This window comes from Bradyrhizobium iriomotense, assembly GCF_030160715.1.
Classification (GTDB): Bacteria; Pseudomonadota; Alphaproteobacteria; order Rhizobiales; family Xanthobacteraceae; genus Bradyrhizobium; species Bradyrhizobium iriomotense.
The window spans coordinates 122257-136101 of record NZ_BSOW01000007.1 but is presented as its reverse complement, the minus strand read 5'-3'; the positions used below and the strand labels follow the sequence as shown (position 1 = coordinate 136101).

General features: G+C 64.4%; 11 protein-coding genes. 7 read left to right on the top strand and 4 right to left on the bottom strand.

From position 1 onward, the window contains the following. Window positions 1–174 precede the first annotated feature (174 nt). Window positions 175–480: a hypothetical protein gene (locus tag QQL28_RS12295; protein ID WP_284265293.1), complete on the top strand. Its 306-nt coding sequence runs from the start codon at window positions 175–177 to the stop codon at window positions 478–480. A gap of 2 nt (window positions 481–482) precedes the next feature. Here the strand turns inward: QQL28_RS12295 and QQL28_RS12290 are convergent, their stop codons facing one another. Genes QQL28_RS12290 through QQL28_RS12275 form a run of 4 tightly spaced genes read right to left on the bottom strand, consistent with a single transcriptional unit; the run spans window position 483 to window position 6012 of the window. Beyond that, window positions 483–1220 carry a response regulator gene (locus tag QQL28_RS12290; protein WP_284265291.1) on the bottom strand — a complete coding sequence of 246 codons (738 nt, stop codon included), beginning with the start codon at window positions 1218–1220 and terminating at the stop codon, window positions 483–485. Next, entirely contained in the window at window positions 1217–2965 is a 1749-nt protein-coding gene (locus QQL28_RS12285; RefSeq protein WP_284265289.1) for an ATP-binding response regulator, read from the bottom strand. The genes QQL28_RS12290 and QQL28_RS12285 overlap by 4 nt, the downstream gene beginning before the upstream one ends. Further along, window positions 2935–5010 carry a sensor histidine kinase gene (locus QQL28_RS12280; RefSeq protein ID WP_284265287.1) on the bottom strand — a complete coding sequence of 692 codons (2076 nt, stop codon included), beginning with the start codon at window positions 5008–5010 and terminating at the stop codon, window positions 2935–2937. Before QQL28_RS12280 ends, QQL28_RS12285 begins: the two co-directional genes overlap by 31 nt. A gap of 6 nt (window positions 5011–5016) precedes the next feature. Further along, on the bottom strand, window positions 5017–6012 hold the full coding sequence (locus QQL28_RS12275; protein ID WP_284265284.1) for a TRAP transporter substrate-binding protein: 996 nt from the start codon (window positions 6010–6012) through the stop codon (window positions 5017–5019). Window positions 6013–6223: 211 nt separating this feature from the next. Between QQL28_RS12275 and ugpB the strand changes: the two genes are divergently transcribed. From ugpB to QQL28_RS12245, 6 genes are all read left to right on the top strand, one after another. Beyond that, window positions 6224–7549, top strand: coding sequence for a sn-glycerol-3-phosphate ABC transporter substrate-binding protein UgpB (ugpB, locus tag QQL28_RS12270; RefSeq protein WP_284265282.1), 1326 nt, complete (start codon window positions 6224–6226; stop codon window positions 7547–7549). Window positions 7550–7773: 224 nt separating this feature from the next. After that, window positions 7774–9396, top strand: coding sequence for an ABC transporter substrate-binding protein (locus QQL28_RS12265; RefSeq protein ID WP_284265281.1), 1623 nt, complete (start codon window positions 7774–7776; stop codon window positions 9394–9396). Between the two features lie 251 nt (window positions 9397–9647). Then, window positions 9648–10661 (top strand): ABC transporter permease, encoded by a 1014-nt coding sequence (locus tag QQL28_RS12260; RefSeq protein WP_284265279.1) that lies wholly within the window; start codon window positions 9648–9650, stop codon window positions 10659–10661. A gap of 10 nt (window positions 10662–10671) precedes the next feature. Continuing rightward, window positions 10672–11571, top strand: coding sequence for an ABC transporter permease (locus QQL28_RS12255; protein ID WP_284265277.1), 900 nt, complete (start codon window positions 10672–10674; stop codon window positions 11569–11571). Between the two features lie 293 nt (window positions 11572–11864). Beyond that, window positions 11865–13646 (top strand): dipeptide ABC transporter ATP-binding protein, encoded by a 1782-nt coding sequence (locus tag QQL28_RS12250; protein ID WP_284265275.1) that lies wholly within the window; start codon window positions 11865–11867, stop codon window positions 13644–13646. A gap of 18 nt (window positions 13647–13664) precedes the next feature. Continuing rightward, window positions 13665–13844: a DUF4089 domain-containing protein gene (locus QQL28_RS12245; protein WP_284265274.1), complete on the top strand. Its 180-nt coding sequence runs from the start codon at window positions 13665–13667 to the stop codon at window positions 13842–13844. Window position 13845 lies beyond the last annotated feature (1 nt).

Here is a 13845-nt window from a genome sequence, read left to right as displayed (position 1 = left end):
GGAAAATGGTTTCGTGCGCCGTCAAATTGTTTCGTCGCGGGCGGGCGGACGAAACATTCGGGGCAGAAAAGCCAATTATTTCAATATACGGGATTTGCGGGGGTGTGGACTTTGCGGAGGCGGGAACGAATCTTGGCTTCCGCGTTCGCCGCCGCTCCTTATGTTGTGCGCGTCATGATCAAATCTGAAGAGCAATGGGCGCGATTTGAGCTGCGGCGGCAGAGCGATGCGCTCGTCTACACCTTCGACCGCGCCGCGCGGGCGGACGGCAGCGTCGGCTACAAGCGCCGCGATGGCGATTACTGGATCATCCGCAAGCCCGGTTGGGGATGGATCGCGCTCGATGAGGCCAGCCAGTCCTGCGCAGGGCGGCCTTGGAATGTGTTGCCCGACGATCAGGGTGATCGTCCACCGGAGGGCGACTGGGTCAGCCGTAAGGGCGCGAAATCCTACGTCTACAGCCTCGTCTATATCGATTGACCCTACGCCTTCTCGCCGCCGGGCGAGAACAGATAGCCGCCGCCTCTGATGGTGCGGATCACGGCGGGCTTGGTCGGGTCGGGCTCGATCTTGCGACGGATGCGCATGATGCGCAGATCGACGGCGCGGTCGAAGGCTTCTGCATCGCGCGCATTGGCGAGTTCGAGCAGACGCTCGCGCGACAGCACGCGCTTTGGATTGGCCGCGAACACTTTGAGCAGTCCGAACTCGGATGCGGTCAGCGGATGCTCATTGCCTTCGTCGTCGCGCAGCGCCTGCGCTTCGAGGTCGAGCCATTTCGTGCCGAAGCGCACGAGCTGATCCTTGTCCGACTTCGCCGCCGCCGCTTCCGCCGCAACGGCTTTCACCGGCGCGCTTCGCCGCAGCACCGAGCGGATGCGCGCCATCAACTCGCGCAGCTCACACGGCTTTGCCACATAATCATCGGCGCCGAGCTCGAGCCCCACGACGCGGTCGATCGGGCTCGCGGTGGCCGTGAGCATGATCACCGGCACGTTGATGCGGCTCTTGAGGTCGCGGATGATCGACAGGCCGTCTTCCTCGGGCATGTTGAGGTCGAGCACGACGAGATCGGGCATGCTGCCCTGGATCGCGGTGCGTAAGGACTTGCCGCCGTCGCACAGCGTCACGGTGAAGCCGTGCATCTTGAGGTAATCGCCGACCATTTCGCGGGCCGGCGCCTCGTCGTCGACGATCATGATGTGCTGGCTTTGGGTCATGGCAATTCGGTCGCGGGTAGGGTGATGGTGAAGGTCGAGCCCTTGCCGGGGCCGTCGCTCTGGGCGGTCACCTCGCCGCCATGCATGTCGATAATACGCTTGACGATGGAAAGCCCAAGGCCCGTCGAGCTCTCGCCGGCGGTCGGCTTGGCGGAAAGCCGCTGGAACCGGCCGAAAAGGCGGCCGAGATCCTCCGGCGACAGGCCCGCGCCCTCGTCGTTGACGCGAATGACGGTGTCGTTGCCTTCATGCGTCACCGTGACGCCGATCTTGCCGCCGATCGGACTGTATTTGATGGCATTGCTCATCAAATTGTCGATCGCCTCGCGGATGCGGTCGGTGTCGCACATGGTGACGATGTTGGCCGGCGCGGTGACGTTGATCGTCTGCTGCTTGTTGACGGCGAGCGGCTGGTTGGCCTCGGCGACCTCCTGCACCAGGGATGCGACGTCGACCGGTTCGCGGCGGATGGTGATATCGAAAGCGTCTGCCATCGCGTCCGAGATCAGGTGATCGACCATCGTGGTCAGGCGCTTGGTGGCGTCGCGGATGTGATCGACCTGGGCGATGACGCCGCCGGTCGATGCGCCCGTCGTGATCAGCTCCTTCAGCATCTCGGTGCGGCCGAGAATGACGCCGAGCGGGTTCTTCAGGTCGTGGGCGACGGTGCCCAGAATCTCGTTCTTGAAGCCGTTGGCGCGCTGGAGCCGGAGCCACTGCGCGGACAGCCTTCGATTGGCCTGCATCAGCGCCCGGGTGCGCTGGGCGACGCGGTCCTCGAGCTGGGTATTGGCGTCCTGGAGCTGCTGATAGAGGATGACGTTGTCGAAGGCGATCGAGAGCCGGCTGGAGAAGATCTCGACCAGCGAGCGGTCGGTCTCCGACAGGTCGCGCTCGGCCTGCAAGAGCACCACGACCTCGCGGCCGCTGCCGGTGCGCAGATAGATCACGCTGCGATGGTCGGCGAATTCGTTCTTGCGGCGCTGGAAGGCCGCTTCCACGAGTGTGCGCAGATCGGGGTCGAGCGCTTTCGAGGTGGTGGTACCGATGAAGCGGCTGTAGCAGCCGCTTCCCGCCAGCACCGACAGCTCCGCGCCCGCCGATCCGCCATTGTCGCGCAGCACCAGTATACCGGCGCAGTCGACGTTGAGCAGCGAGGCGAGCTGGGTCAGCACGCCCTCGGCGAGCCGCTGCATCGACTTGAAGTCGTAGAGGGTGGAGGCGGCGTCGATGATGATCTCAAGCCCGCGCCTCGTCTGCACCATGCGCTCGAGCTGCTGATAGGAGCGCAGCGCCGCGGTCAGCGAGGTGAACAGCTTGTCGGCGGTGAGCTCGGTCTTCGCCTTGTAGTCGTTGATGTCGTACTGGACGATGACGCGCCGCTCCGGCGCCTGGCCCGGCTGTCCCGTGCGCAGGATGATGCGAACGGTCTCGTTCCTGACCTCGTTGCGGATGAATTCGACCAGCTCGAGCCCGGCGACATCCGTCTCCATGATGACGTCGAGCAGCACGGCGGCGATGTCGTTGTGCTCGCGCATCAGCTTGCGGCCCTCGGCCGCCGAATAGGCGGAGAGGATTTCGAGGCCCTGGCCGTTCAGGCTGTAGTCGGACAGCGCGAAGCGGGTGCCGTCATGCACAGCGGGATCGTCGTCGATGACGGCGATCTTCCATTTCCGCGCAGTCGTATCCTCCGCCGCGGTGGCGGTGTCGTCGATCAGGTGGAGGACATCGTCCTGTTCGGCCATTGAGAAGTCCCGTCAGTCTCTGTGCTTTGCGCGCCGCCCTTGGCGACCCGGGGCATGATAATGCGAAAAGTGGTGCCTTGTCCCAGCTTGGATTCCAGCATCATCCGCCCGCCGAGCTGCTGGGTGACCAGGTTATAGACGATATGCAGGCCGAGACCCGTGCCGCCTTCATTGCGCCGGGTGGTAAAGAAAGGGTCAAAGGCCTGCCGCTGCACGTCCGGCGTCATGCCGGCGCCGTCGTCGGCAAAGCTGATCTCGATGTCGTCAGACCCGCGCGGCCGTGCCGAGATCGAGATGGTGCCGGCGCGGCCGTCGGCGAAGGCGTGGTTGGCGGCGTTGAGGAACAGGTTGGTCAGGATCTGGCCATAGGAGCCGGGATAGCCGTCGAGCAGCAGCCCCTCGGGCACGTCGACGTTGAGCGTGATCGCCGAGCGCTTTAGCACCGGGCGCAGGCTCGCGATGATCTGGTCGGTGGCCTCGCTTAAGCTGAACTGCCGCCGCTCGGCATGGGAGCGGTCGACCGCGACCTGCTTGAACGACTGGATCAATTCTCCGGCGCGCGTCAGGTTGGCGACGAGCTGCTGCGAGGCGTCGCGCGAGGACTGCACGAACTCCTCGAGCTGCGAGCGGCGAAGGCCGCCGTCGCCCTTGAGCTGCGCCTCGAAAATCTCGCTGCGCCGGGCAAAGCTGGACGCAACCGTGAGGCTGATGCCGATGGGGTTGTTGACCTCGTGGGCGACACCGGCAACGAGGCCGCCGAGCGCGGCAAGCCGCTCGGCGTCGATCAGGTTCTGCTGCGCGGCGTTCAGCTCCAAGAGCGCGCTCTCGGCCTTCTCCTTCGCGGCGCGCAACTCGTCCTCGGTCTGGCGCTTGGCGATCGCATTCTCGCGGAACACTTCCACGGCGCGGGCCATGGCGCCGACCTCGTCGCGCGCCCTGATGCCCTGCACCTCGCGGTCGAGATCTCCGATCGTGATCGCGCGCATCGCGGTCATGATCTGCTGCAAGGGCAGCCGGATCGACAGCGCGATCAGCACGCCGACGGTCAGGATGATGCCGAGGAAGATCACCGCGATCGAGAGGACGCGGCGGGAAATGTCCGACAGCGTGCGGTCGAAGGTCTCCTGCGCCCGCTGCTCGCGCTGGCGCATCTTGGTCGAGAGGTCGTCGATGGCGCCGATCGCCTCGGCCTGGCTCGCGTCGATGGTGTTGCGCAACAGCTCGGTGCGGCTCGTGAGCTGCTCGGAAAGGTTTGCAAAGCCCTCGCGCAGCGCGGCGGTGCGGGTGGCGAGCCGCTCCAGCGCCATGCGCTGGAGATCATTGTCGGCGAGATCCTGCATCACCGGGATGGTCTTCTCGATCGTCTCGGTGTTGCGCCGGGCGTCCTCGGCGGCGGCGACGGAGAGCGAAAGATAATAGGAGTTTGCCGCGACCAGCATCGCGGTGAAGGCTTCACGTGACTTGCCGAGCGAGGGCCAGATCAGCGCGTCGCGATGGCCGGTGGCGCCTTCGATGATGGAATAGAGCCCGGCCATGTCCTTGGCGGGTCCCAGCACCTGGTCCTCATAGGTCTTGGCGATGGTCGCCTGGACGCTGCGCAATTCGCCAAAACCGTTGAGGAAACGCTCGGTGGTGCGCTCGAGCTCCTCGACCGAGCCCGACAGCATCGGGTCCTTGGCGGCGCGGTTGGTCAATGTGCCCAGCACGGCCTCGCGCAGCAGCAGGATCTCGGCGAACAGGTCCGGGCTCGGCTGGTTGATGTAGCGGTGGATGAGGTTTTGCAGGCGCCCGGTCTCGCTTTCGAGCAGCGCCAGGATCTTGTCGGACTCGCGCACCTGGCGGACGTCGTCCCAGGCGGAGCCCAGCACCTGCGCCCCGTTCCAGATCATCGCCACCAGCACCACGACCACGGCGGAGTTCAGCGCCGCGATCGACAGGATGCGCCAGCGGATCGGGACGGCGCGCAGCAGGCCGACGAGGCGGGCGCGCAAGCGTCCGACCGGGCCGGGCGGCCTTTCCTTGTCGCTGTGTCCAAGCGCTGCCAAGAGGCCTCACTCCACCTTGCGAATGCGTTCGATCAGCGCGGCCGCGGCGGGATCCTCTGCGGCCTTGGCGTAGATGCCCGCCATCGCCTCCTCGAACGGCTTGCGGTCGATATCCCTGACGATGGTGACGCCGGCCGCCTCTGCCTTGCGCTGCGACTGCTCCTCCAGATCGCGCCACTTCTCGCGCATGAAGCGGCTGGAGCGCAGCGCGGCCTCGCGGAAGATCTGCTGGTCCTCCGCCGACAGGCTCCGCCACGCCTTCAGCGAGATCACCAGCACCTCCGGGCTCATCGTGTGCTCGGTCAGCGTGTAGTAGCCGGCATATTTGTAGTGGTCCGTGGTCACGAAGGAGGGCCAGTTGTTTTCTGCGCCGTCGATCAGATGGGTCGCAAGCCCCGTGAGCACCTGCCCATAGGGTAGTGCGACCGGCTCGGCGCCCAGCGAGCGGATCATCGCAGACATCAACTCCGATTGCTGCACGCGGATCCGCAATCCCCTGAGATCGGCCACGCTCTTCACCGGCCGGACGCCGTTGTAGATCGACCGCGCGCCGGAATCGTAAAAGGCGAGGCCGACGAAGCCGAAAGGCTCGAAGCTGCCGAGGATTTCACTGCCGATCGGTCCGTCCAGCACTTTCTGCATGTGTTCGATGGAGCGGAACAGGAACGGCATTGCGAGCACATTCATCGCCGGGACGAAGTTGCCGATCAGCGCCACGTTGGTCCGGTTGAGGTCGATCGCGCCAGCCCGGGTCTGCTCGATCGTCTCCTTCTCCTCGCCGAGCTGGCGGGAGTGAAACACCTTGACCTCATGTCGGCCGCCGGTGCGCTCCGCGATCAGGGCGCCCATGTAACGCAACGCCTGGACGGTCGGATAATCCTCGGTCTGGGTGTCGGCGGCGCGAAATTCGCGCGCAAACGCCCCCGTCGCGCACATCGCGAACAAGAGCACGACGAAAACCACCCCGGTCCGCGAGAGTTCGGCACGGCTCAACACTGGCACACTCAACCCCTCAGTGATGGAGTCTATGGCGGGAAGAAAAGGTTCAATGCAATCTAGCAGATGGTTGAGGGAAGGCTATCCCGGGTCGTCGCGGCGGTCGATTGTGCGGTGCGTCGTAGACTTATTCCCGGTTGAAACTAGGGAGGCCGGGCCTTAAGCACGTGCAAGCGAAAATCGCCCTTTTGTTCGCAGCCGACGGGATAAGCGAATCGTGATATCCGCCTCGCGCCTCTTGCAAGCCCTTGCCGTCGCCGCGGCGCTAGCGCTGAGTTCTCCGGCGCGAGCCGCCACCGACATTGCGCTGTGGCACGCGATGTCCGGCGAGCTTGGCCGTCAGTTGGAGAAGCTCGCCTCCGACTTCAACGCCTCGCAATCCGACTACCGGATCGTGCCGAGCTACAAGGGCAACTACACCGAGACGGTGACGGCGGCGATCTTCGCCTTCCGCTCGCGCGGCCAGCCGGCGATCGTCCAGGTCAACGAGGTGGCAACGGCCACCATGACCGCGGCCAAGGGCGCGATCTATCCCGTGTTCAGCCTGATGAAGGATCAGAACGAGCCGTTCTCGCCCGGCGCGTATCTGCCGGCCGTGTCCGGCTATTACACGGATGCGGCCGGCAATCTGCTGTCGTTCCCGTTCAACGCCTCGACGCCGATCCTCTACTACAACAAGGCCATGTTCCGTGATGCCGGCCTTGATCCGGAGACGCCGCCGAAGACCTGGCCGGAGCTCGGGGCTGCCGCCAAGCGTCTGCGCGAGCGCGGCGCGGCGTGCGGCTTCACCACCTCCTGGCCGTCGTGGATTCATGTCGAGAATTTCTCGGCGTTTCATGATCTGCCGCTGGCGACCAAAGCGAACGGTTTTGCGGGGCTCGACGCAGAATTGCGCATCAACAATCCGGTCATCGTCCATCACGTCGCGCAGCTTGCCGAGTGGCAGAAGGACAAGGTGTTCGACTATAGCGGCCGCGGCCAGTCGGCCGAGCCACGCTTCCAGAGCGGCGAATGCGGCATCTTCATCGGCTCGTCAGGCACGCGCGCCGACATCAAGGCCAATTCGAAATTCGAGGTCGGCTACGGCTTGATGCCGTATTGGCCGGACGTGAAGGGCGCGCCGCAGAACTCGATCATCGGCGGCGCCACGTTGTGGGTGCTGCGCGACCGTCCGCGCAACGAGTACAAGGGCGTGGCGCGGTTCTTCGCTTATCTCTCGCAGCCGGGCGTGCAGGCAGCCTGGCACCAGAACACAGGCTATCTGCCGATCACCCGCGCCGCGTATGAGCTGACGCGCGCCCAGGGCTTTTACGAGCGCAACCCGGGCAGCGCGATTTCCTTCGAGGAGATCACGCTGCATCAGCCGACCGAGAACTCGAAGGGCATCCGGCTCGGCTCCTTTGTGCTGATCCGCGGTGTCATCGAGGACGAGCTGGAGCAGGCCTTCGCCGGCAAGAAGGGCGCCCAGGCGGCAATGGATTCGGCAGCCGAGCGCGGCAACAAGCTGCTCCGCCAGTTCGAGCGTGCCAGCCCGGAGCGGTAGCGCCGCTGCTCAATCTGAATGCGCTCACAATATCAGCCTATTCGGTGAGCAAAGAAGGCTCTTTGTATGCAATCGGTCTGCCGAGAAACCCGCCTCACGTGCTGCGACGTTTTGGCATTTTAATCGCTGCGTCAGTTGGTTAGCCGCGCCTTAGCATCTCGTTAAGCTTTGGCACGAACCTTGCGAATCCTGTTCCAACCAAAAATTTGCGTTGGAGCATTGCCATGAAGCGCCGCGATTTCCTGAAGTCCGTCTCTGGATTGGCAGCCGGCGCGGTGCTCCCGGCAGCGCCGGGTGTGATCTCCTCGGCCAAGGCCGACGCGCGCTCGGAGACGCTGCTGATCGTCTCCGAAGGCGGCCCCAACAATCTCGACATCCACGGCGTCGGCACCAACGTGCCCGGCTATGAAGTGTCCTGGAATTGCTACGACCGCCTGATCAGCCATGAGATGAAGAGCGGCCCCGGCGGGGTGCCCTATTACGATCGCGACAAGTTCAAGGGCGAGCTCGCCGACGACATGAAGATCGACGACATGTCGGTCACCTTCAAGCTGAAGAAGAACGCCAAATTCCACGACGGCACACCGGTCACCGCGAAGGACGTGAAGTGGTCGCTCGACCGCGCCGTCAGCGTCGGCGGCTTCCCGACCTTCCAGATGAGCGCGGGCTCGCTGACCAAGCCCGAGCAGTTCGTCGTGGTCGACGATTACACCGTGCGCGTGGATTTCCTCAAGAAGGATCGCCTGACGATTCCCGATCTCGCGGTCATCGTGCCCTGCGTCGTCAATTCGGAGCTCGTGAAGAAGAACGCGAGCGAGAAGGATCCCTGGGGCCTCGAGTACACGAAACAGCAGACCGCGGGCTCCGGCGCCTACAAGGTGACGAAGTGGACTGCCGGCACCGAAGTGGTGATGGAGCGCAACGAGGATTGGGTCGGCGGTCCATTGCCGAAGATCAAGCGCGTGATCTGGCGCATGGTGCCGCAGGCCGGCAACCGCCGAGCGCTGCTCGAGCGTGGCGACGCCGACATCTCGTACGAGCTGCCGTTCAAGGATTTTCAGGAGATGAAGGCGAACGGCAAGCTCAACGTGGTGTCGCTGCCGTTCTCCAACGGCATCCAGTACATCGGCATGAACGTGACCAAGCCGCCGTTCGACAATCCCAAGGTCCGGCAGGCCATGGCCTATGCGATGCCCTACCAGAAGATCATGGACGCCGTGCTGTTCGGTCTCGGCAATCCGATGTTCGGTGCGGCAAAGGACAAGGCAACCGAAGTGGCCTGGCCGCAGGCGACTCAATATTTCACGGACATGGAGAAGGCGAAGGCGCTGCTCGCAGAAGCCGGCTACGCCAGCGGTTTTGAGACGACGATCTCGTTCGACCTGAATTTTGCTGGCGTCAACGAGCCGCTCTGCGTGCTGGTGCAGGAGAGCCTCGCGCAGCTCGGCATCAAGGCCACCATCAACAAGGTGCCCGGCGCCAACTGGCGCACCGAGCTCAACAAGAAGGAGATGCCGCTCTTCACCAACGTGTTCTCGGGCTGGCTCGATTACCCCGAGTACTTCTTCTACTGGTGCTATCACGGCAACAATTCCGTCTTCAACACCATGAGCTACAAGTCGGCGGAGATGGACAAGCTCATCGACGGCGCGCGCACCGCAGCCGCAACCGGCGACAAGTCAGCCTACGATGCCGACGTGAAGGGCTTCGTCGACCTCGCCTTCGCCGAGGTCCCGCGCATCCCGCTGTATCAGCCCTTCGTCAACGTCGCGATGCAGAAGAACATCAGCGGCTATCAATACTGGTTCCACCGCCGCCTGGATTATCGCGCGATGGCCAAGGGGTGAGGCGTCATGCTGATCGTCAGCGACGCATCGGCATCTGTTGGTCGTTTCAATTGGAGTGAGGTGGGCACCGTCCTCTCATTCCCTCCCCCCTTGCGGGGGAGGGGCAGGGAGAGGGGTAGCCACGAACTCCGACCTCGCTTGCGGCCACCCCTCTCCCCAACCCTCCCCCACAAGGGGGGAGGGAACGCAGCGGAGCGAGTGGCGACGCTCTCGCTAACGAGCGGCAGTGCCTTGTCATTCTGGAGCGCCCCATGCTGACCATGATCGGCAAGCGCCTGATGTTCGCGATTCCCTCGCTGATCGGCGTCGTCATCGTCACCTTTCTGCTGACGCGCGCGCTGCCCGGTGATCCCGCGGCCTATTTCGCCGGTCCCGCCGCAACCAAGGAAGCAGTCGAGCAGATTCGCAAGAAGCTCGGCTTCGACAAGCCGCTGATCGAGCAGTTCTTCCGTTACGCCAACGATCTCGCCCATGGCGATTTCGGCACCTCGCTGACGACCGGCCAGCCGGTTGCGACCGAGATCCGCAATCGCCTGCCGGCATCGGCCGAACTGACGCTACTCGGCCTCATCGTCTCCATTGCCATCGCCATTCCGCTCGGCGTGCTCGCGGCAACACGGCCGGGCTCCTGGATCGATCATCTCTGTCGCGTCACGACGACAGCCGGCGTGTCGCTGCCGGTGTTCTTCACGGGCCTCGTGCTGGTCTACGTCTTCTATTTCCAGCTCGGCTGGTCGCCGGCGCCGCTTGGCCGCCTGGATGTGTTCTACAGCGCGCCGCCCACGATCACCGGCTTCTATTTGATCGACACGCTGATCGCGCGCGACTTCGAGGCGTTCCGCTCGGCATTGAGTCAGCTCATCCTGCCTGCGACGACGCTTGCGATCTTCTCGCTGGCGCCGATTGCGCGCATGACGCGCGCCTCGATGCTCGCGGTGCTCGCCTCCGAATTCGTCCGCACCGCGCGCGCCAGCGGATTGTCGCCGGCGACCGTCATCGTCACCTATGCCTTCCGCAACGCCATGCTGCCGGTCATCACCACGCTCAGCATGGTGTTCTCCTTCCTGCTGGGCGCCAACGTGCTGGTGGAGAAGGTCTTCGCCTGGCCCGGCATCGGCTCCTATGCGGTGGAAGCGCTGATCTCGTCGGACTTCGCGCCGGTGCAGGGTTTCGTGCTGACCATGGCGGTGATGTACGTGCTGCTCAATCTCGTCATCGACATTCTCTACGGCGTGATCGATCCGCGCGTCAGGCTTGAAGGTTAGGGGTGAGACCATGAGCTCCGTTGCGCCTGCTGTTGAACCCGTCGGTCCCGCCCGCACGTCGGGACTCGTCGCGATCCTCGAGCAAACCCGCTACGTGCTCGGCGAGAACAAGGTCACGGGCTTTGCCTTCGCGCTCCTGATCCTGATCCTGATTGCCGCGATCCTCGGTCCCTATGTGGTGCCGTATGATCCGCTCGCCTCCGACACCGCCGCAGCGCTGAAGCCGCCGTCGATGGCGCACTGGTTCGGTACCGATCAGCTCGGCCGCGATATCTTCAGCCGCGTCATCGTGGCAACCCGGCTCGATACGTTCATCGCGATCGCATCCGTCGTGCTGGTGTTTCTGATGGGCGGCCTCGCCGGCATCGCGGCCGGATACTTCGGCGGCTGGACCGATCGCATCGTCGGCCGCATCGCCGACACCATCATGGCCTTCCCGCTGTTCGTACTGGCGATGGGCATCGTCGCCGCACTCGGCAACACCGTGCAGAACATCATTCTGGCCACCGCCATCGTGAACTTCCCGCTCTATGCCCGCGTCGCGCGTGCCGAAGCCAACGTCCGCCGCAACGCCGGCTTCGTGCAGGCGGCGCGGCTGTCGGGCAACGGCGAGTTTCGCATCCTGCTGGTGCACATCCTGCCAAACATCATGCCGATCATGATCGTGCAGATGTCGCTGACCATGGGCTACGCCATCCTCAACGCCGCCGGCCTGTCCTTCATCGGCCTCGGTGTCCGCCCGCCGACGGCGGAGTGGGGCATCATGGTCGCCGAGGGCGCCGGCTTCATGGTGTCGGGGGAGTGGTGGATCGCACTGTTCCCTGGCCTTGCGCTGATGCTCGCCGTGTTCTGCTTCAACCTCCTCGGCGACGGCCTGCGCGACATCGTCGACCCGCAGCGGAGGACGTAAGCGATGGTTGATGTCGAGTGCAGGGCGAGCAACGTGCGTCTCGCATGTGAGGAGGGCAACACCCGCTCGTTCCCTCCCCCCTTGCGGGGGAGGGGCAGGGAGAGGGGTAGCCACGAATTCCGACCTCTCCCGGGGCCACATCTCTCCCCAACCTTCCCCCGCAAGGGGGGAGGGAGCGAGAGGTTCGTGCCTCCCTCACGCGGAAATTTTCGGCCTAAATTCCCCAATGATTCCAAACCCCTTTCTACTGTGCATGGGGTTGTTTTCGACCTTTTAAGTGGCGGGAGGCCGTCATGACCGCCCAGCCGCTGCTCGACGTCCAGGACCTCACGGTCGAATTCACCACTCGCCGCGGCATCGTGAAGGCGGTGCAGCACGTCAACATCTCCGTCGCCAAGGGCGAGACGCTGGCGATCGTCGGCGAGTCCGGCTCGGGCAAGTCGGTGACGTCTTATGCGGTGATGCGCATCCTCGACCGTGCCGGCCGTATCGCCGAGGGCTCGGTGATGTTCTCCGGCATCGACGTGAAGGCCGCGAGCGAGGACCAGATGCGCGACCTGCGCGGCCGCGAAGTCTCGATGATCTTTCAGAACCCGCGCGCGGCACTGAATCCGATCCGCAAAGTCGGTGATCAGATCGAGGACGTGCTGCGCACCCATGTGCAGCAGGCGCAGGTCGCCGATCACGGCGAGAAGGCGATCGAGGCGTTGGAGCAGGTCAAGATCGCGCGCCCGCGCGAGCGCTACCATGCCTATCCGTTCGAGCTGTCGGGCGGCATGTGCCAGCGCGTCGTCATCGCGCTCGCGCTCGCCTGCAATCCGCAGCTCCTGATCGCGGACGAGCCGACCACCGGCCTCGACGTCACCACTCAGAAGGCCGTGATGGATCTGATCGTCGAGCTGACCAGGCGGCGTGCGATGTCGACCATCCTGATCACGCATGATCTGGGATTGGCAGCCGCCTATTGCGACCGCGTCGTGGTGATGGAGAAGGGCAGGGTGGTCGAGACCGCGAAAGCCGCCGACATCTTTGCCAACCCGCAGCACCCCTACACAAAAAAGCTGATGCGTGCGACGCCGCGGCTCGGCGTGAGCTTGCGGGATCTGCTGCCGGAGGAAGAGGGCGCCTCCCAATCCGCAACCGTCATGGCCGGGCTTGACCCGGCCATCCGTCACCCTTCGCAAGACTCGTCTCAGTCGATGGACCCCCGGGTCAAGCCCGGGGGTGACGAGAATTCAAAACCCCTCCTCCTCATCGACAAGCTCGTCAAGGAATACCCGCGCCAGGGCGCGACCGCCGTGCTCGGCAAGTTGTTCGGCCGCAAGCCGCCGGTGGAGCCGGAGGTGTTCCGCGCGGTCGATGGCATCAGCTTCTCCATCGGCCATGGCGAGAGCGTTGGCCTCGTCGGCGAATCCGGCTGCGGCAAATCGACCACGTCGATGATGGTGATGCGGCTATTGGACCAGACCTCGGGCCGCATCCAGTTCGACGGAGAGGAGATCGGCAGCATCATGCCGAGCGCCTTTGCGCGCCTGCCGCTGCGCAGCCGCATCCAGATGGTGTTCCAGGACCCGACCGACAGCCTCAACCCGCGCTTCACCGCGGCCCGCGCCGTCGTCGATCCGATCATGCAGCTGGGTGACATCAGGGGACGCGATGCGCTCCGCGCCCGCTGCGAGGAACTCGCGACCATGGTCGGCCTGCCGCACAATCTGCTCGATCGCTTCCCGCATCAATTGTCGGGGGGACAGAAGGCCCGCGTCGGCATCGCCCGGGCGATTGCGCTGCATCCAAAGCTCGTCATCCTGGACGAGCCGACCGCGGCGCTCGACGTCTCGGTCCAGGCTGTCGTGCTGAATCTTCTCCAGGACCTCAAGACATCGCTAGGGATGAGCTACCTGTTCGTCTCGCATGATTTGAATGTAGTGCGCTTGCTGTGCGATCGTGTCATTGTTATGCGGACGGGTCGAATCGTGGAAGAGGGGACGTCCGAAAAGGTCCTCAGCGATCCGCAGAACGACTACACCAAGGAGCTGTTGACGGCGATCCCGCATCCGCCGTTGCCGGTGCACTGAAGCAGTCTTGAGAGCATGATGGCTGAACCGCTGGACGATTATATCGACGCCCTTGCGAAAGCGCTGGCGCTGCCGATCGAGGAAGCCTGGAGGCCGGCCATTCGCGCCAACCTCGACGTGTCGCTGCGGCTCGCCCGCCTCGTCGACAAATTCGCGCTGCCGGACGAATCCGAGCCGGCGCCCGTGTTCACGGCCTGAT

Bases quoted from the DNA above. Each gene is read 5' to 3' on its own strand.
- QQL28_RS12290 (WP_284265291.1), bottom strand. From the start codon at position 1,220: ATGACCCAAAGCCAGCACATCATGATCGTCGACGACGAGGCGCCGGCC.
- QQL28_RS12255 (WP_284265277.1), top strand. From the start codon at position 10,672: ATGAGCTCCGTTGCGCCTGCTGTTGAACCCGTCGGTCCCGCCCGCACG.
- QQL28_RS12265 (WP_284265281.1), top strand. From the start codon at position 7,774: ATGAAGCGCCGCGATTTCCTGAAGTCCGTCTCTGGATTGGCAGCCGGC.
- QQL28_RS12285 (WP_284265289.1), bottom strand. From the start codon at position 2,965: ATGGCCGAACAGGACGATGTCCTCCACCTGATCGACGACACCGCCACC.
- QQL28_RS12260 (WP_284265279.1), top strand. From the start codon at position 9,648: ATGCTGACCATGATCGGCAAGCGCCTGATGTTCGCGATTCCCTCGCTG.
- QQL28_RS12245 (WP_284265274.1), top strand. From the start codon at position 13,665: ATGGCTGAACCGCTGGACGATTATATCGACGCCCTTGCGAAAGCGCTG.
- QQL28_RS12250 (WP_284265275.1), top strand. From the start codon at position 11,865: ATGACCGCCCAGCCGCTGCTCGACGTCCAGGACCTCACGGTCGAATTC.
- QQL28_RS12295 (WP_284265293.1), top strand. From the start codon at position 175: ATGATCAAATCTGAAGAGCAATGGGCGCGATTTGAGCTGCGGCGGCAG.